Origin of the sequence: Asticcacaulis aquaticus (assembly GCF_028550415.1) — a bacterium.
GTDB lineage: Bacteria > Pseudomonadota > Alphaproteobacteria > Caulobacterales > Caulobacteraceae > Asticcacaulis > Asticcacaulis aquaticus.
Window position 1 is genome coordinate 32,306 of the sequence record NZ_JAQQKX010000015.1, and the last position, 18,273, is coordinate 50,578.

Consider the following 18,273-nt stretch of genomic DNA (forward strand, 5'->3'; position numbering starts at 1 on the left):
AGATATTTATCATACAATAAATGGGAGTCGAGTCGATTATAGCCAACCCTTGATGCGGAACCAGACCAGCGGCCCGACCGCCGAGGCGATCATCGCGCCGACCACCACCGGATAGGCCCAGGGCTGATGCAGTTCGGGCATATATTCAAAGTTCATCCCGTACAGCGATGCGATCAGGGTCGGCGGCAGGAAGGCCACCGAGGCCACCGAGACGATCTTGATCGTCGTGTTCTGCTCCAGATTGATCATGCCCAGCGCCGCCTCGTGCAGATAGGCGATATTGCCCGACACGAAACCGGCATGGTCGTTGAGCGAAGCCACGTCCTTTTCCAGCGTACGCAGATGTTCGTGGAAAGCATCGTAGGCGTCCTTCGTGCCGATCAGGTCGAGCGGCAAACCGCGCGCATAGAGCAGCAACCGCCCCAGCGAGACGAGGCTGTCGCGGATGCGCGCCGTGTCGCTCTGGCAACCGCCCAGTTCGCGCAGGACCTTTTCGAGGTTGCGGCCCTTCTTGGGGGCGAAGATGCGCGAGGAAATGCCCTCGACCATGCCCGACGCACGCTCCAGCAGATCGGCCGTGCGATCGATCAGCACATCAAGCAGATTGCCGAAGGCTTCGGCGGGATAGCTGCACAGGTCGGGCTGACGCACGACGCGGTCGGCGAAGATGGAGAAGGATTTCGGGTCGATATAGCGGATGGTGATCAGATGGTCTTCGTGCAGGACGAAGGTCACCGGCCCGGATTGCAGATTGTCCTGCCCGCCGTGGAAGGCCAGCAGCGCCGTCATGAAGGCCGCGCCCTTGTCGATATAAAGGCGCGACGAGAACTCGATCTCCTCCATATCCTCGCGCGTCGGCAGGTTGAGGTCCACCACGCCCTCGACATAGTGCTCCTCTTCGCGGTCGGGATTATACAGATCGATCCACACCATTTCCGGTGTGATGTCGCACCAGCCGGATTCGCCGCCCTCATCGGGCTCGATCGGATGCACGGCGGACATCGCACCTTCGGCAGCGTCGCTGCGGCTGTAGATATTGAGCATGGAACGCCCCCTGAATTACGCCTCAAGCCCTACAGGGAATCGATTGCCCCGCCAATGTAAATTGATCAATGCAAAACGCCGCCCGGAGACCGGACGGCGTTTGAAAGCTTATACGCCTGAACTCAGGCCTTTTTCTTGGTCGAGGCCTTCTCGTCCGCCTCGGCGACCTTCTTGGTCGCGGTCTTCGTTTTAGTCTGGGACTTGGCGGAGGTCTTCTCGGTCTTTTCCGAAGCGTCAGCGACCTTAGTGGCCTTCTTCGACGATTTCGGTTCGGACTTTTCAGCGACCTTGGTCTTGCTGGACGTCTTTTTAGCCGGGGCCTTTTCGGCCACTTCGGTCTTGGTGCCCTTTTTGGAAGACGTCTTTTCCGTCTTGGCCTCGGCCTTAACCGGGGTTTTCGCGGCGACGGCCTTTTCGGTGGTCTTCACCGGCGCGGCGGGCGCGTCTTCACTCAGCTTCTGCGCCGCCAGTTCCTGGCCGCGCGGGGCGTCGGCATCGGCGATCAGCGCGGTGGCGAGCGGTTTGCTGGTGGTTTTGGCCGAGGTCTTGATGACGCTCTTTGAGGTCTTGTCGATCTTGCTGACGGCGGGCTTATCCAGCACCTGCGTCACCAGATTCTGGCCCATTTCCTGGCCCTTTTGCGCGGCCTGATAGATGAAGCCGTAGGTCGGATAGACCGTGGTGCCGAGGTCGGCGATCGGGCCATACCACACCTTGACCTTGGACCAGTCGCCCTTGTCCGAAACGTCGACGACGGTGACGTCCTTTTCGACCTGACCGCGCGACCCGTTGATCGGCGACCAGTTGGCGTGGGTGATCTGGATAACGCGTTCGGTAACCACTTGCGAAACGACGGCCACGTGGCCCAGTTTCATCTTGCCTTGGGGGCGGAAGACCAGAACCGCGCCGGCCTTAGGCGAAAAACCCTTGTCGTATTTGCCCGAAGCGCCTTCCCACCAGGTCCACGCGTCACCGAAGATATTCATGCCCGTGATCGAACGGGCGAAGGTGACACATTGCCAGTAGGGAGACTTCTTTTCGGCGGCCTGAGTGCCCGTGGCACCGAAAGCCAGAACCGCCGATAACGCCAATACGCTTAGTTTTTTCAGCACGCACGCACTCCATTTGGGGCCTGATCGAGTCCGTGCGCTGACAGCGTCTTCGGAGCTCTTAGGGGTCTTACAGGGGGTGGCTGCGGGTGGAAAAGTTAAGACGTAAACGCCCGCAACAGTTTTACTACGAGACTTTGATACATAACATGGACAAGTTTACAAAGTCTTTATTTTGGTTAACGTGGTAAAATTCCCACATTTACCCTCACCTCGCGGCCATATGTGGCGAAAATGTTGTTAAACATCAGTTAACTATAAATGCGGGTGCGTTGCGAAAAAATTTGGGGGCAATTTCACCGTTTTGGCGAAATCACCCCCTCAAACTATGAAATTTTTATTTTTTCAGTGATCCCGCTTATTTACCGGGCCAGCTGATAGGCGAGTCTGTAGCGGACCTTGTCGCCGATATGGCGGATGACCTTGCGGAACGGCAGTTCGACCAGATGGTGCCCCAGCATGGCGACCGGCACGATGGCGACAAGACCCGCGAACCACCACATGAACGGCAGCGGCGCGTCCCCTGTCCCCAGCACCATGCCGGCGACATTGAGGTAGATCCACTTCCACGGCACATAGACCATGTACATGGCGAACGACACCTCGCCCAGATAGACCATGACGCGGTTGCCCATGATCCCGTCATTGCCGAGCCCGCCAACGCACAGCAGCATCAGGCCCAGCGCCACGACGATCAGGGCGTCGAACGGCAGCCACGTCGCCGCCACCAGCGCCGTCAGCGAAGCCGCTGCCGCGCCGATCATGGCGATGGTACGCGACGTGACCGCGCCCGACCGCCACAGGAGATAGAGCGAACAGCCGAGCATGAAGGCCGGAACGATACGCAGCGCCCCCCAGAAGACGGTCGCGCGCGTCAGCGGAAAGCCCATGAAGACTTCGAAAATGATATAGAGGCTGGTCAGGAAGGCGACGCTGAGCCCCAGAGCCAGCCACGGACGGCGCCGCATCGACCACGCCACGGTGCCGAAGACCGGGAACAGCAGATAGGCGAACCATTCCGCCGAGATCGACCACGAGGGGTGGTTGAAGGCGGCTTCCGGTGCCAGCCCCCAGGCCTGAACGAGGAACAGGTGCGCGGGCAAGGCTTCCCAGTTGACGAGGTTCTTGTCGACGCTCATGCCTTTGACGGTTGCCGCCGCCCACAGCAAGATGGCGAACAGCAGCGTCGCGATATGCAGCGGATAGATGCGCGCCAGCCGGTTGACGATAAACGGCCCATACTGAAACCGCCCGTCACCGAGGCTCCCCAGATAAACGTGGCTCAGAATGAAACCGGACAGGACGAAGAACAGATCGACCCCCAGATAGCCCTTGTCGATGATACCGAGCGGGATCGCCCCTTGCAGGGCGGGCCAGTAACTGAACAGGATCACCCAAACGGCGGCGAAAAAGCGCAGCGAGGTCAGGGGCTTGATGTCGGTCGCCGCGGCTTGGGCGACAGTGGCGCGGATCGAAGAGGTCATGGTGCGGGGGCCTCAGGTGGTGCCCGTTCCGGGCGGGTGACTGTTCCAAAATGCGCCGGTCAGGCGAATTTCAGTCGATACGTGCAGGTTTCATGCCCTTTTCAGGGGTAACGGACACGAAAACGCCCTGTGCCGGACCATGGCACAGGGCGCTTAAGATCGGATGAACCGGGGAGAACCTTACTTATACCTCCCCAGTTTACTGGGGAGGGGGACCGCGCCCGGAGGGCGTGGTGGTGGGGGTTCTTGCTTTCTTACAGCAATGGACGTTGAACCTCCGCAAGACACCCCACCACCGCTCGCTCTGCTCACGGTCCCCCTCCCCGCGTAAGCACAGGGAGGCATAAAAGGAGCGGCTCCTCACTTTTGGGAGATGGATACCGCTTACTTCTGCTTCCAGCTACCGGAGTCGTCCTTGTAGAACTCACCGGCCTTGACCTTGGGCAGGATGATGTTGGTGAAGGCCGACGCCCCGGCCGCCGCCGGCGACACGCCGTTCTTGGCGGCGGCTTCGGCATAGACCTTGGCGCGACCGGCATTGATTTCATCGACCGCGTCCTTGGTCGCGCCGTCGGCCGAGCCCTTGACGAGGCCGAGATAGCCGTCCGACTGCTCACCGACGGTGCCCGCCGCCTTGGCGGCATCGACGGTCGCCTTGGCGGCGGATTGCGCATAGGCCGGGGTGTTCAACACCACAGCGCTGGTCAGAACGGCGGAAGAGACGACAACCGCGCTCAGAATAGAGAAGAGAGTCTTTTTCATCGTCTTATGTCCTTAGAACAGGTCGGGATTTTGCTTGACCAGCGTCTTGACGTCCTCATCGAGGCTGATGCGCACATTGTGGTCGAGCTTGGCATAGATGGTGATCGGCTCCACCTGGAGACGGATCGTAGGCGTGCACGCGGCGAGCATGGCCGCTCCGGCCAGAACGATGGCCGCCGCGCCCGCCCGCGCGGGGAACAATTTGGACATGTAAAACTCCGTCTCAGGAAATGGCGTGAACATACATCTATAAGATATAGGCTGAACGCAGTCTGAATGGAAATTACATTTTCAGACATGCCTCGTAGGCATCATTATGATCAGTTTTACAGATTAGCTTTATCGATTATCCAACCTACAGCCAGCATCAGCAGTACAAAAACACCATAAACCAGCACCTTGTACATAAACCGCTTTTCTGCCGAGTCGCTAAAAGACGTAGGCATAAAATTTTGCACCACTCCGTTAGCTGCAAAGATCAAAGCAACAAAAACGCCTAATAAAACAATTTGAATCATTCCCCGATCCCCCAGCTTCTAAACCGGTAGGCTGACAGCGATTTTAATTTGGCGCAACCACCATCAAATTAGGCAATTTTCCCGCAAGGAAAAATGTCGTCGCCTACTATTTACTTCTTCGGACTCCAGTCGAAGCCGCCGCGTTTCTGAACCGCGATGACGTCGCTGAGGATCTGACCCAGATTATAGTTGACGTCGAGGTTCAGATTGACCGGCGTATCCGACGGCAGGTCGATCGGCTGCTGGGCGATACGCCCGCGCAGGAATTCGAACAGCGGAATCTTCGCTTCCTTGCGTTCAGGCGGATCGTACTTGCCCTGAATGTGGAAGTTGAAGCCCAGAATGCCCTTGTCGTTGGTGCCGATATAGGCGTCTAGGTTCGAATAGGCGAGGTGTTCCATCGCCTGATAGGCGAAGTTTTCCAGCGTATTGGACGGGGCCGCCGTGGTGGTTTTCGCCCCCCCGGCCCCTTCGACGGTTTGGGTCACCTTGCCATCGGGCGTCACGTCCTGAAGACCCGCGCGCTTGATCGAGACGCGGCCCGGCCCGTCGCCCTTAAGGAAGCCCTTGGCGACCGTGATCTTGTTATCCTTGAATTCGAACGGCACGCGGCCCGAGACGCGGCCCACGAAATCGACATCCTTGCCGAACGCACTGGCCTCGACCACCTTGCCGAAGTCGACCTTCTCGAAATAGAGCGCGCCTTTAAGGCCTTTGGCGATGTCGAACGGCACGTCCATCGGCTCCAGCGCGAAGACACCGCCGGGGCTGGTCACATCGGCGCGTTCCAGCTTCAGCGTCTCGCCCGCGAACTGCATCACCGCGGTAACGTCGGTGATCGGCACGAAGCTGGTCACCTTGTTGACCGTAATCGTCTGGCCCGGTGCGGAATTGAGCGGCGACAGGTTGTCGAAGACGATGCGCCCGTTCAGCCCTTCGGCCAGACCGGCGGGGCTGGTGAAGGTCAGATTCTGCAGCAGGACCGTGCCGCCGCTGACCGAGCCGTCCTTCGACCAGCCGACGAAGCCCGTGAAGTCGATATGACCGGTGGTGTCGCGCGCCATGACCCCGGCCACCAGCGGCGTCAGGTCGAGCGGTTGCAGCTTGTCCGGATTGAAGGTCAGGGTCGGGGTGGTGATATCCAGCCGCCCGGTCCCCGTCGCGAGGTCGGAGGTGAGGACCACATCGGCGACCGGGTCCGGCGCGCGTTTGCGCACGGCCGGATCGGCGGCATAGACCTTGAGCGTGCCATCCAACGTCTTGCGGCCCTGCGCGACGTCGCCGGTCACGACGACCGGGTGGAAGCGCGGAATCTCCAGCGCATCGGCGGCGGCGAGATTGTCCAGCGCGACTTTAAACCCGACGCCCTGAGTGTCAGAAAAGGTAAAGGCGTCGAAACGGCCCTTGCCGCCATTGAGCTTGACCTGAAAGTCGGGAGCGTCGGCGATCAGGCTATCGAACTGCCCCTGCGCCCGCCACTGGCTGCCGGACATGCTGAACAGGGGGGCCGCGACCGGGCACAGGCGCGTCGTGACATGGGTCATCCGCCCGCCGATATCGGCGCGGTCGGCGGTGACGTCGGTGCACTGATCCAGTCGCACGTCGAGGCCGGTCGGCGTGGTGATAAAGCGCCCGTCGGCCTTCAGCTTCACGCCATAGGCCGGGGCGAAGTTGAACGCCGTCTCGACGTTCAGTTTTCCGGACACCGCGCCTTCGGAGCCTATGCCCATATCGGTCACGCGCGCCGTCAGGGCCGGCAGGTCGCCGCCCGCCATCGTCAGGATCAGGCCGCCACGCCCGCGCGACGAGATCAGCACTTGATTACCACCCAAAACAGAAATGGGTGCGACGCGGATTTCGCCTCCGCTTTTCGGGCGGATGATCGCCGTTTTGGTCAGCTTCACGTCGAAGTCGTTATTGACCAGCGTGACGCGGACGCCTTCGGCCCTGAGGCTGAAACGGTCGACCGCCCGCACCATGGCCACCATAATATCCGGCCCTTCCGGCGCGGCAGGCACCGGCGGCGTACCCGGCGGCAGACGCGTATTCGACAGTTCGGCGGCACGGCGCCCTTCGGCCAAAGCCTTGACGCGGTCGTCGGCCAGCGCGCCAAGCCCCTGATATCGACCGTCGGCGCTGTTGATGTCGGTATCGAGCGCCAGTTCAAAGCCCTGCGTGTTCGAACGCCCCTGCCCGTCCAGCCGTGCGGTCACCGTATCGAGAATCAGATCGTTCTGAGCGATGCGTGCGGCCTTGGCCTGACCGTGGAAATTGAACTCCAGCCCCTGCTCACCCTGCGCCAGCGAAAACTCCGGCAGGGTCACCGCCGCGTCTTTCAGGAACAAGGCATCTTGACGCAGCGCCCCGACCGTCCCATGCAGAGGGCCTTTGAGCGTCACCACCGCCGTCTCGTTGAGGTTCAGATCGGCCTTGAGCGCCAGATTTTGCCCTTCGAAGCTCAGAGCCCGGCTGTCGATGGTGCCGGTTTGCAGACTATCGGCGCGCGACAATAGGCGTGTCGTCCCGTCGAAGGTCAGGCGCGTGTTTTCAACGTCCATGCGGCCTTCGATCGCCGTATTGGCTTCGAACACCGCCACATCGGCGGCGGCCCCCTGTATCCCGGCGGCGCGGACGGCAAAGCTTCCGCTGACCAGACCATCAAATCCCGACAACGGCGATTTACGCGCGGCCTCGTCCGACAATTGCCGATAGGGGACGCGCAGATTGAGGTCGGTGTGGACGCCCTGCATGTGGGTGTCAGGATCGCCTTCGACGTCGGCGGTCTTGAGCACCAGATCTTCCGCCGACAACCGTGCCTCGATGCGCAGGGCCTCGCCCGCCTCAGCGTCCTTTTCAGCGCGGATACGGACATAGCCCGCCGACAGGTGGCCCTGCGCCATCTGTCCGTCGAGATCCGCCGGTTTCAGATTGAGGTCGAGCGCCGTCAGCCGCCCCCTGACCAGGTTGAGCCCGCCCGTCGCGCCGATCATGCCGTAGTCGGTGCGCACCCGGATGCGGGCGTCTTCGACCAGTATGTTTTCGGGCGGCGCGCCGCCGGGCCCGGCGCTGCCCTTGAGAAGTTTGTCCAGCGTGCCGAAGCCGAAACCCGACTTGTCGTAGGCGAAGGTCAGGTCGGGCTTGACCAGATGCACCGACCGCAGCCGCGTCAGGGGCTGGCCGAAATTGAAGAAATTGAGATCGTAATCGACGTCGAAGCGCTCGATGACCAGATCGGGCTTGCCTGCCGCACCCAGCACCGCACGCCCCGAGACGTTTTCCAGGCTTAGGCTATCGATGCGCAGTTCCGCCGGGATACCCTGCGCCTTGAGCCAGTTCTGCGCGACTTCGCGGGCGATGTCCTTGCGCGCCGCGTAGGATATGACGCCGACCGCCGCCGCACTCCAAAGGGTCAGCAGCAGCCAGCCACCGGCGCGCAGACGGCGCTTGCGGCGTTTGGGGCTGTTACCGGACGGGGGCGGGTTCGATCCGTCACCGCCCTCACCACCATTGCCACCGGATGCACCGCCCCCTCGCCTTTTGGACACGCTTTTCTTCCCCTGACCGACCACACGGGTGAAGCTGGAATGCGACGGCAGCCGGACGGGGAACATCAGTTCATTCCCGTCTGTCGGCGAGTCGTATGGCAGGTCCAGAGTGCGCAAACAGGTGGTCTTCGTCTGTAAAAATAGCGGAAGGAAGGGTCACTATGCCACGCATGTCTTAAAAATTCCGGCCTTTTTCGATTCTTTTTTAACCCTGATGTCGCGTCGCTGACACTTACAATGACGTTAAGGCACCGAATCTGTTCCGTCATCGGATGGCCCGCACGCAAAACCTTAACGAATAGTGACTGGTTTTCGTCACTTAGAATGAATACCGCGATTATAAAAAACCCATAAAGGGGACATCAAAGCGCCGCGATTAAGGGCGATATTAACCTTCTCGGCCTATTGAGGATACCGGAATACCTGTATCCGGCTGCGGTTTTGCCGGCATAACGCCGCTGTGATTGCCTTATTCTCGCCTTATTTTGGCGTAAGCAGGGCCTTTAACACTTTCGGGACTCAGCCCATACCTGTCCACAGGTTTATTTGGCTGCGTCGTGTTTCCCCGAAATGGGGAATACCAGGAATACCTTTTGGGCGGTGGAGAAAACGGCTCCGCTTCGAGTAACAGCCCGCGTTGATGTAACCCTTGTATCCCGTTTACGGAATTAGATGGCTCAACTCGATCCCCGCCGACAACCTGTTCGTCTGACGCCGATGGTCTTTGTCACCGCGGCGGCCCTGACGGTCGGCACGCTTATCTGGCGCGTTTTCCAGCCCTTGCCCTCGACCCTGCCGGCGATGGACCCGTCCGCCGTGCTGGCGCTTGAGACCCGCGCCCTGGCCGAAGCCGCCGCGCGCCCCGGTTTCGCGCAGCCGACCAATGTCCAGATCATGCTCCGCGCCGGTGAAACCCTGTCTCAGGCCCTGACGCGGTCGGGCGTTTCCAGCAAGGAGGCGCAGGACGCCGTGGCGCTTCTGTCGCAGGCCTTCGACGTCGTCAATCTCAACAAGGGCATGAGCGTTCAGGCCGCCATCGCGCGCCCCGAAGAAGGCCGCAAGCCCGCGCAGCTTCTGGGCCTCACCGTCCGCACCGGCCCCGCCAAGCAATTGACCCTGACCACCAGCCACGACGGCACCATGCGCCTGCGGGCCCTTGAGGAATCCGTTCGTGACGAGCGCCGCGTGGCCATCGGCACGATCGACGGCTCGCTGATCACCTCGGCGACCGCGCTGGGGGCGACCCCGAACGTGACCGGTCAGGTGCTCAAGCTGTTTGCGCACAAGATCGACTTCGAACGCGATATTAAGGCGGGCGACACCTTCAAGCTGGTCTTCGACCGCAAGGTGACCGAAAGCGGCCGCGTGGTCGAATCCGGCAATCTGCTCTATGCCGAAATCAACGCCAAGGGCGGGGTGACGCGCTTCTATTCCTACAAGCGCAAGGGCGACAAGGACGCGCAGTTCTTCGACGAAGCGGGCAAGAATATCAAGGGCTTCCTGCTGGCCACCCCGGTCGCCGCTGCCCGCACCTCGTCGGGCTTCGGGATGCGCCGCCACCCGATTCAGGGCTTCATGAAGATGCACACCGGCATCGACTTCGCCGCCGGAACGGGGACGCCGATCTATGCCGCCGGTGACGGCGTGGTCGCCGACGCCAAGTGGTGGGGCGGCTATGGCCGCTGGGTCCGCATCGCCCACAACAAGGATTGGGCGACGGGCTATGCCCACATGTCGCAGATCCGCGTCCGTCCGGGCCAGATGGTGCGTCAGGGCGATCTGATCGGCTATGTCGGCTCGACCGGCAATTCGACCGGCCCGCACCTGCATTTCGAGGTGTGGTACAAGAACCACCCGATGAACCCGAAGGACGCCAAGGTGCCGCAGGGCACGATCCTTGCCGGGAACGATCTGGTGGTGTTCAACGCGCGCAAGCACGAAATCGACTCGATGATCGCCATGGCCGATCAGAAGCGCACGCAGGATAATGCCGCGTCGCAAACCCTCGCCATGAAGGCCAGCCCCTATCAGTACGAAGAGACCGGGGCGGCCAACAAGCTGGTCGCCAAGACCGAGCGCAAGAACATCCCACTGCGCCCGGCCCTGTCCTCGACGCGCGGCAGCAATTAGGCTGGTCCATCCTGATTTTCCCTCTCCCTCAGTGAGAGGGAAATGAAGGCAAGTTCATATTCCGTGCTTACGCCCTGACTTTCAGATAATGGTCTTGCTCGGTTTTTTCCTCCTCGGTGTAAACGACATCCTCATCGTCCTCTATCGGCTGGTAATCACCATAACCAAGGCGTTCATTGCGCAATTGCATAGCCTGGTTCCACGACGAGGCGTAAAGACTAAAGACAAGGCGTGCGTCCGGATTCATTCTTAGCCGAAATTGATCTGAGCCTTCTCTGACAGGCCCAAAGCTCCCACTCCCGTCGTCCTGCCAATATTCGTGCAGCAAGTCAGGCATGGCTACTCCAGCTTGTCGACGCGATACAGCGCCGGGAACAGCTTGATCCATGCGCCGGTGACGAGGATCGCCCCTACCCCGCCGAACAGCGCCGCACCGACCGGGCCGAGCAGACGCGTTGCGACGCCGCTTTCGAACTCGCCCAGTTCGTTCGACGCGCCGATAAACAGGTAGGACACCGCCGCCACCCGCCCACGCATGGGGTCGGGCGTGACGATCTGCACCAGAGTCCCGCGCACAAAGACGCTGACCATGTCCGCGGCACCCAGTACCGCGAGCGCCGCCACCGACACCGCGATATTGGTCGATAGCCCGAAAATGACGGTCATCAGGCCGAACACGGCCACGCCGCCATACATCCACTTGCCCGCCTGATATTTCAGCGGTCTGCGCGCCAGCCAGATGGCGGTGAGCATGGCCCCGGCTGCGGGCGCCGCGCGCAAGGCTCCATAGCCGATTTCCCCTGCATGCAGCACGTCGCGCGCAAAGATCGGCAAAAGCGCCGTCGCCCCGCCCAGCAGCACCGCCGCCAGATCAAGCGACAAAGCGCCGAAGACGATCTTATTGGTCCAGATATAGATCAGCCCCTCCTTGACCATCTCCATCTTGGAGCCGGTCGGCGCATTGACGGGCCGCGTATCGACCTTCAGCGTGGCGATCAGTGCGCCGCCGATAACGAACAGCGCCGCTGACACCCCATAGGCGAACAGGGCCGAGACGCTGAGCAGGATACCGCTGACCGCGGCGCCGGAAATGCCGCCGATCTGAAAGGCCAGCGCGTTCGACGCAATGGCGCGCGGCAGGACCGATTTCGGGACCAGCATCGGGCCGATGGCGCTGGACGCCGGGGCGATGAAGGCCCGCGTCGCCCCAAGGAAGAACGAAAGGGCGATCAGACCGACGACCGGCGGATGGTCGAGCGCCGACAAACTCATATAGCCCAAGGCGATCAGGGCTTGCACCCCGATGGTATAGCCCATGATCTTTTTGCGATCGTAGCGGTCGGCCACGATCCCCGCCGGGAGCGTAAAGGCGAACATGGCAAGGAACTGGGTCAGGCCCATAATGCCGATATAGAGGGCCGCTTCGCCGATGCCGGAATCCTTGCGCGCGGTCTCGTATATCTGCCAGGCGATCACCGCGCTTTGCGAGGAATAACCGAACACGGAACACAGGCGCGCGATCCAGAAATTGCGGTAGGCCGGTATTTTAAACGGGTTCTGCGGCTCCGGTTCGACCGGCGGTTCGGAAACGATTTCAGGCGAGACAGGGTTGGTCAAGGCACGGCATCCGCTACACAAAGTTCAGCTATCGTAAATCACGGCCCGTGTTCGTTTTTGCTTTTGTTTGGGCCCTATTGGTCTTACACCACGCCGCATGGCGAATATACAAAATCCTTATGAAAATTCCTTAGACCCTGTTGAGCTTACGCAGGCCCTGATCAACCACGCCTCGGTGACCCCGGTCGATGCCGGGGCGATGGACCGCGTGCAACGGACGCTGGAAGGGCTGGGCTTTGGCTGCGAGCGGCTGAAGTTCGGTGAGATCGAGAACCTCTATGCCCGTCGCGGCACCGCCGCGCCGAACCTGTGCTTCGCCGGTCATACCGACGTGGTGCCCGAAGGCGCTGCCGAGGGCTGGCGTTCCGATCCCTTCGCCGCGACGATCGTCGATGGCGTCCTGACCGGGCGCGGGGCGGTGGACATGAAAGGTGGCATCGCCGCGTGGATCGCCGCCGTATCGCGTTTCAAGACCGTGCCGGGGTCTTTGTCGTTCCTGATCACCGGCGACGAGGAAGGCGAGGCCATCGACGGCACCAAGAAGGTCGTCGACCACCTGCAACAGACCGGCGAGGTCATCGACCACTGCATCGTGGGCGAGCCGACCTCTTCGGCGGTGCTGGGCGATATGATCAAGGTCGGCCGCCGCGGCTCGATCAACGTCACCATCACCGTCACCGGCAAGCAGGGCCACGTCGCCTATCCGCAGCGCGCCTTGAACCCCGTCCCGGTGCTGGTCGCCATCATGGCCGAGCTGGACGCGCGGGTGCTGGATGAAGGTTACGAGCGCTTCCTGCCGTCGAACCTTGAGATCACCACGTTTGACGTGGCTAATAAGACGACCAATCTGATCCCGCAATCAGCGTCAGGCCGCATCAATATCCGCTTCAATCCGGCGCACACGGGTGCGTCTTTACAGGCGTGGATCGAAGGCGTCTGCGCCCGTCATGCCGAGCGCACCGGGGCCAAGGTCGAGGCCAAGACCGCCATTTCCGGCGAGGCCTTCCTGACCGAAGCCGGGCCGTTCGTTGACGTCATTCAGGACGCCATCCGCGACGTGTTGAAGGTTGAGGCCGATCCGTCGACGACCGGCGGTACGTCGGATGCGCGCTTCATCCGCGCTTTGTGCCCGGTGGTCGAATTCGGTCTCGTGGGGCAAACCATGCACCAGGTCAACGAATCGACCCCGGTGCAGGATCTGCACGACCTGACGGATGCTTATGCGGCATTGATCGAACGGTATTTCAAGGTGTTTGCCTGATTCATCCTTCCCCGTTTACGGGGAAGCGGGGCTGCCCGTGCCGTGGCAGGGCAGCCGTCAGGCTGAACTGACGGAAGGGGGCCCCCCAAGTTTCTACACGCACCGTCATAGTTCTCATCTTCTACTGTCTCCCCCTTCCGTCTCGTAATCTTCGATTACGATCCACCTTCCCCGTAAACAGGGAAGGATATTTAGAGATTTAGCCCCGCTTGCGGGGAGAAGGAAATCAGATCGAACTCCGGCCCTCGAAATCCGGATTTGCCTCGTATGTGACATGCGTCAGGTACAGCCCCTCCGGCGGGGCGACCGGCCCGCAGGCCTGACGGTCGCGCGCTTCCAAAGCCTCTTTCACGCGCCCGACCTCCCAGCGTCCGATACCGACCTCGGCCAGAGTCCCCGTCAGGGACCGCACCTGCCGATGCAGGAAGGAGCGCGACGCAAAAACCAGATGGATTTCGTCGCCGATGCGCTTGACGCGGGCGATATCCAGCGTCTTGACCGGCGAATTCGACTGACAACGTAGGTCGCGGAAGGTCGTGAAATCGTGCTTTCCGATCAGGCACTTCGCCGCCTCGATCATGGCGTCGGCATCGAGCGGTTTCTTGACGTGCCACACCCGGCCCTGATCGATGGCGGGCGGGGCACGGCGGTTGAGGATGCGAAACAGGTACATCCGCCCGGTCGCCGAAAAGCGTGCCGAAAAGTCCGGATCGACCTGGGCCGCGTCAAGCACCGACACCGGTTCCGGCAACAGATAGGCGTTCATGGCATCGCGCACGACCCCGGCCTTGAAGGTCTTTTCCAGATCGAAGGTCACCACCTGACCGGTCGCGTGAACGCCGGTATCGGTGCGCCCCGCCGTCGTCACGCGCACGGCTTCACCCGAAAAGCGCAGGATGGCGCGCTCCAGCGACGCCTGAACGGTCGGCAGGTCGCCCTGAGCCTGAAAGCCGCAATAGGGCCGGCCATCATATTCGACAAGAAGGCTATAGCGGGGCATCAGCCCAACACGTCCCCGGCGCTCAGACCTGCGCCATTGAGGAATTCGGTCGCGTCCTGCGCGCCCTTGCCTTCGCGCTGAACGCGGAGCAGTTCGATCACGCCGTCACCGGTGGCAACGGTCAGACCGTCAAGCAGCGTTCCCGGCGCCTTGTCCGTAGCACCGCCGACGCGCGACATCAGCACCTTCAGCCGTTGTTCGCCCTTCGGTGTGTGAATCGTCGTCCATGCGCCTGGAAACGGCGACAGGCCGCGGATATGCCAGTCGAGTTCGCGCGCCGGACGGCTCCAGTCGATGTGCGCCTCTTCGGACGTAATTTTCTTGGCGTAGGTCACCTCGCCGACCTGTTCTTGCCCGTCCGGCTGGCTGCGTTCGATGGCCGCCAGCGCCACCGGCAAGAGCGACGCACCCAAGGCCGCCAGCTTGTCGTGCAGGGTCGCCGCCGTGTCGGTGGCGGTGATCTCGGTGCGACCAGACAGGATGATCGGGCCTTCATCGAGGCCTTCGGACATACGCATGACCTGCACACCGGTATGGGTATCACCCGCCATGATCGCGCGCTGGATCGGCGCGGCCCCGCGCCAGCGCGGCAGCAGCGACGCGTGCAGATTGAAACAGCCAAGCGGCGGATGGTCCAGCACCTCGCGCTTCAGAATCTGGCCATAGGCGACGACGATCGCCGCGTCGATATCGAGCGCGGTGAAGTCGGCAATCGCCTCAGCCGCCTTCATCGATTTCGGCGTGCGCACCTCGATGCCGAGGCTTTCGGCAAACGCCTGCACCGGTGACGGCGTCAGCACCTGACCGCGGCCCTTGGGTGCGGGCGGCTGCGAATAGACGCAGACGACCTCATGCCCGGAAGCAACCAGTTCGGCCAGGGCCTTCACGGCAAATTCGGGCGTACCCATAAAGGCAAGACGCATGGAAACCTCAAAAACAACAAAAGCGCATCCGACAGGACGCGCTTTTGGCTCAATTCAACAGGGGATGCAAGTTACGCCGCGCGTTTGATCTTCTTGACCTTGGTCACGGCGCGATCGCGTTTCAGCTTCGACAGGTGATCGATGAACAGCACGCCGTTCAGGTGATCCATCTCATGCTGAATGCAGGTCGCATACAAACCGTCGCAATCCTCTTCGACAGTGTCGCCCTGATAGTTCAGATAACGGATGCGCACGCGCGCCGGACGCTTCACCTCGTCATAGACTTCCGGCACCGACAGGCAGCCTTCGTCATAGACGGACAGTTCCTCGGACGCCGAAACGATTTCAGGATTGACGAAGAAGCGCGGATTTTTCACGCCTTCCGCATCTTCCGGGGCATCTTCCGGCTTCTCTTGCAGATCCATGACGATGATGCGGACCGGTTCGCCGATCTGGATCGCCGCCAGACCGATGCCCGGCGCGTCGTACATGGTCTCCAGCATGTCGTCCATCAGCGCGCGCAGTTCATCGGTCACGCCCCCTTCGACGGGTTTGGACACTTGCTTCAACAGCGGGTTCGGAACGGTAATGATTTCACGTATGGCCATGCCGCTAAAATAAGAGCCGCGGGCCACGGGGTCAAGGCATCGGCGCTTCGCGGCTGACGATTGCCGTCAAAACAATCACTTACCCCCTGCCATTCGCGAAGCGCGAACGGTTACGACGGTCATTCACGAAGAAACCGGCGCTTTCGGCGCATCGATCCGCCCCGGATCGGACCGGCGTTCTACATCGGGGTCAACACCCACCCCAATCCCTGAGGTTCACATGTTCAAGCCGCTTCTGATCGCCGCCCTGTTGTCCGCCGCCGCCCTGCCCGTCGCCGCCGAAACCCTGACCGTCACCTTTACGAAAGCTCAGCCGAAAGGCGCGATCATGGTAGCGCTGTACAAGGGCGAAGACACCTATAATGGCGGCAAGCCGGTCAAGGCCGAAACCGTCACGGTCACCGGCGACACGGCCACCGTGACCTTCGAAGTCGAACCCGGTCAGTACGGCATCAAGGCTTTCCACGACCTCAACGGCAACGGCAAGATGGACTTCAACCCTTTCGGCATGCCGACCGAGCCCTTTGCCTTCTCGAACAATGCCGTCGGCCGCATGGGCCCGGCCAAGTGGCCCGACGCGGCGTTTGACGTGTCTGGCCCGACCGTTCAGAACATCGCTTTCTAAGGAACCGCGACCATGACCGATCTGTCCCGTCGTTCGTTCTTGTCCGCCGTCACCGGTGCCGGCCTGATGGCCGCCGCGCCGAAATCCTGGGCCGCCGCCGCACCCTCAGCCTTATCTAAATTTGGGGGCGACTGGCGACTCGGCGTCGCCAATGCCCCTGCGGGAGGTTATGCGCCGTCCGCCCTCACCCGCCTGCACGGTCAGATGCCCAAGGGCCTGAGCGGCACCTTGTACCGCAACGGCCCCGGCTGGTTCCGCTATGGCGACGACGTTACCGGCCACTGGTTCGACGGCGACGGCATGATCCAGAAATACGACCTGACCGCCGCGGGCGTCTGCCATACGGGCCGTTTCGTCGACACCGTGAAACACCGCGTCGAACAAAAAGCGCAGGCGATCGTCATGCCGGGCTTCGGCACCAAGGGCCGCGCCGACACCCCGGTCACCAGCAATGATGACGTCAATGCCGCCAATACCTCGGTCCTGCGCGTCGGTGACGAACTGTGGGCCCTGTGGGAAGGTGGCTCGCCCTATCGGTTGGACGCACAGACCCTGCTGACGCGTGGGCCGAAGACCTTCCGCGACGACCTGAAAGGCATGGCGTTCCTCGCCCACCCCAAGGTGGAGCCCTCAGGACGCATCTGGAGCGCCGGTTTCATGGGCGCCAGGGCGTGGATCTGGCAATTGTCGCCCAGCGGCGAGATGGAACAGGGCGCGATCATCGACCTCCCGGCTGCCGGTTATGCGCACGACTGGGTGGTGTCGGAGCGTTACCTGATCCTGCCCATGCAGCCGTGGGTCGCCAAAACCCGCACGCCACCGTTTGTCGACACGCTCGTCTGGGAAGCCGATCAGCCGATCCGTATTCTGGTGGTCGACAAGACGGACTTCTCCAAGCGCCGCCTGTATGAACTGCCTGCCGCCACCTATTTCCACACCGGCGATGCGTGGGAGGACCGCGACGGCACGATCCGCTTCGACGTCTGTCTGGCGAAATCGCCTCAGTTCGGGGCGACCGGCGCACGCGACCTGGTCAAGGGGATTTACAAAGGCGACGAACATACCGAGGCGCATCTGGCCCTGATCACCCTGCGTCCGAACGGCAAGGCCGAGATGGAGCTGACCACCGCCTCAGCCGAGTTCCCGCAGACCGATCACCGCGTTCAGGGCTTGCGTCACGATCTGGTGGCTCACGTCGGCGGTTATCTGAAAGACCGTCCCGGCGCGCATATGTTGTCGACGCACAACTGGCGCACGGGTAAGTCCGACACGCACGATTTCGGCCACGACGCGATTGTCGAGGAAGCCCTGTTCGTGCCGCGTCCGGCCACGGCAGGCGGCACCGGCAAGGAAGCCGACGGCTGGTTTGTCGGGACAGTATTGAACCTGAAAGCCAAGGCGACCGAACTGCATGTGTTCGATGCGGGGAATCTCAGGGACGGCCCGGTGGCATCGTGGCGCTCGCACCACGCAACACCGCTGGGGTTCCACGGCACGTTCGCGCAAACCTAAAATCATACCTCCCCACATAGTGGGGAGGGGGACCGCACGACGCGCGAAGCGCTAGCTGCGGTGGTGGGGGCCTGCGCTGTCGAAGCCTCACACTCATCGGGCCAGTCGATTTGTTTGCGTCATCGACGCAAGGCC

General features: G+C 61.7%; 16 protein-coding genes. 4 read left to right on the plus strand and 12 right to left on the minus strand.

The window, feature by feature from the left end; all coding sequences use genetic code 11:
* Window positions 1-36: 36 nt before the first annotated feature.
* The 7 genes from PQU92_RS15810 to PQU92_RS15840 all read right to left on the minus strand — a co-directional run bounded on the left by PQU92_RS15810 (window position 37) and on the right by PQU92_RS15840 (window position 8,528).
* Entirely contained in the window at window positions 37-1,044 is a 1,008-nt protein-coding gene (locus PQU92_RS15810) for a magnesium transporter CorA family protein (protein ID WP_272749222.1), read from the minus strand.
* Window positions 1,045-1,166: 122 nt separating this feature from the next.
* On the minus strand, window positions 1,167-2,156 hold the full coding sequence (locus PQU92_RS15815; protein WP_272749223.1) for a CHAP domain-containing protein: 990 nt from the start codon (window positions 2,154-2,156) through the stop codon (window positions 1,167-1,169).
* Window positions 2,157-2,515: 359 nt separating this feature from the next.
* The gene (locus PQU92_RS15820) at window positions 2,516-3,637 is read right to left on the minus strand and encodes an acyltransferase family protein (RefSeq protein WP_272749224.1); all 1,122 of its coding nucleotides are present in this window, start codon (window positions 3,635-3,637) and stop codon (window positions 2,516-2,518) included.
* Between the two features lie 384 nt (window positions 3,638-4,021).
* Window positions 4,022-4,399 (minus strand): YdbL family probable chaperone protein, encoded by a 378-nt coding sequence (locus tag PQU92_RS15825; protein ID WP_272749225.1) that lies wholly within the window; start codon window positions 4,397-4,399, stop codon window positions 4,022-4,024.
* Window positions 4,400-4,411: 12 nt separating this feature from the next.
* A complete protein-coding gene (locus PQU92_RS15830) occupies window positions 4,412-4,609 on the minus strand; it encodes a YnbE family lipoprotein (protein ID WP_272749226.1) in 198 nt (65 codons plus the stop codon).
* A 116-nt stretch (window positions 4,610-4,725) separates the two neighbouring features.
* A complete protein-coding gene (locus PQU92_RS15835; protein ID WP_272749227.1) occupies window positions 4,726-4,917 on the minus strand; it encodes a hypothetical protein in 192 nt (63 codons plus the stop codon).
* A 110-nt stretch (window positions 4,918-5,027) separates the two neighbouring features.
* A complete protein-coding gene (locus tag PQU92_RS15840; RefSeq protein WP_272749228.1) occupies window positions 5,028-8,528 on the minus strand; it encodes an intermembrane phospholipid transport protein YdbH family protein in 3,501 nt (1,166 codons plus the stop codon).
* 606 nt (window positions 8,529-9,134) lie between these two features.
* Between PQU92_RS15840 and PQU92_RS15845 the strand changes: the two genes are divergently transcribed.
* Window positions 9,135-10,592, plus strand: a complete 1,458-nt coding sequence (locus tag PQU92_RS15845) for a M23 family metallopeptidase (RefSeq protein ID WP_272749229.1) — start codon at window positions 9,135-9,137, stop codon at window positions 10,590-10,592.
* A gap of 67 nt (window positions 10,593-10,659) precedes the next feature.
* Here PQU92_RS15845 and PQU92_RS15850 read toward each other — a convergent pair whose 3' ends face one another.
* Complete coding sequence (locus PQU92_RS15850) at window positions 10,660-10,929, minus strand: hypothetical protein (protein WP_272749230.1); 270 nt, start codon at window positions 10,927-10,929, stop codon at window positions 10,660-10,662.
* Window positions 10,930-10,931: 2 nt separating this feature from the next.
* Entirely contained in the window at window positions 10,932-12,209 is a 1,278-nt protein-coding gene (locus PQU92_RS15855; protein ID WP_272749231.1) for an MFS transporter, read from the minus strand.
* A gap of 97 nt (window positions 12,210-12,306) precedes the next feature.
* On the opposite strand from PQU92_RS15855, the gene dapE reads away from it, so the two are divergent.
* Entirely contained in the window at window positions 12,307-13,470 is a 1,164-nt protein-coding gene (dapE, locus tag PQU92_RS15860; protein ID WP_272749232.1) for a succinyl-diaminopimelate desuccinylase, read from the plus strand.
* Window positions 13,471-13,696: 226 nt separating this feature from the next.
* Here dapE and truA read toward each other — a convergent pair whose 3' ends face one another.
* The 3 genes from truA to def form a co-directional block, all read right to left on the minus strand.
* On the minus strand, window positions 13,697-14,470 hold the full coding sequence (truA, locus tag PQU92_RS15865) for a tRNA pseudouridine(38-40) synthase TruA (RefSeq protein ID WP_272749233.1): 774 nt from the start codon (window positions 14,468-14,470) through the stop codon (window positions 13,697-13,699).
* Window positions 14,470-15,393 carry a methionyl-tRNA formyltransferase gene (gene fmt / locus PQU92_RS15870; protein ID WP_272749234.1) on the minus strand — a complete coding sequence of 308 codons (924 nt, stop codon included), beginning with the start codon at window positions 15,391-15,393 and terminating at the stop codon, window positions 14,470-14,472. Before fmt ends, truA begins: the two co-directional genes overlap by 1 nt.
* A 71-nt stretch (window positions 15,394-15,464) precedes the next feature.
* Entirely contained in the window at window positions 15,465-16,001 is a 537-nt protein-coding gene (gene def, locus PQU92_RS15875; RefSeq protein ID WP_272749235.1) for a peptide deformylase, read from the minus strand.
* Window positions 16,002-16,221: 220 nt separating this feature from the next.
* Between def and PQU92_RS15880 the strand changes: the two genes are divergently transcribed.
* Window positions 16,222-16,626 carry a DUF2141 domain-containing protein gene (locus PQU92_RS15880; RefSeq protein ID WP_272749236.1) on the plus strand — a complete coding sequence of 135 codons (405 nt, stop codon included), beginning with the start codon at window positions 16,222-16,224 and terminating at the stop codon, window positions 16,624-16,626.
* A gap of 12 nt (window positions 16,627-16,638) precedes the next feature.
* Window positions 16,639-18,138: a carotenoid oxygenase family protein gene (locus PQU92_RS15885; RefSeq protein ID WP_272749237.1), complete on the plus strand. Its 1,500-nt coding sequence runs from the start codon at window positions 16,639-16,641 to the stop codon at window positions 18,136-18,138.
* The last annotated feature ends 135 nt before the right edge of the window (window positions 18,139-18,273 follow it).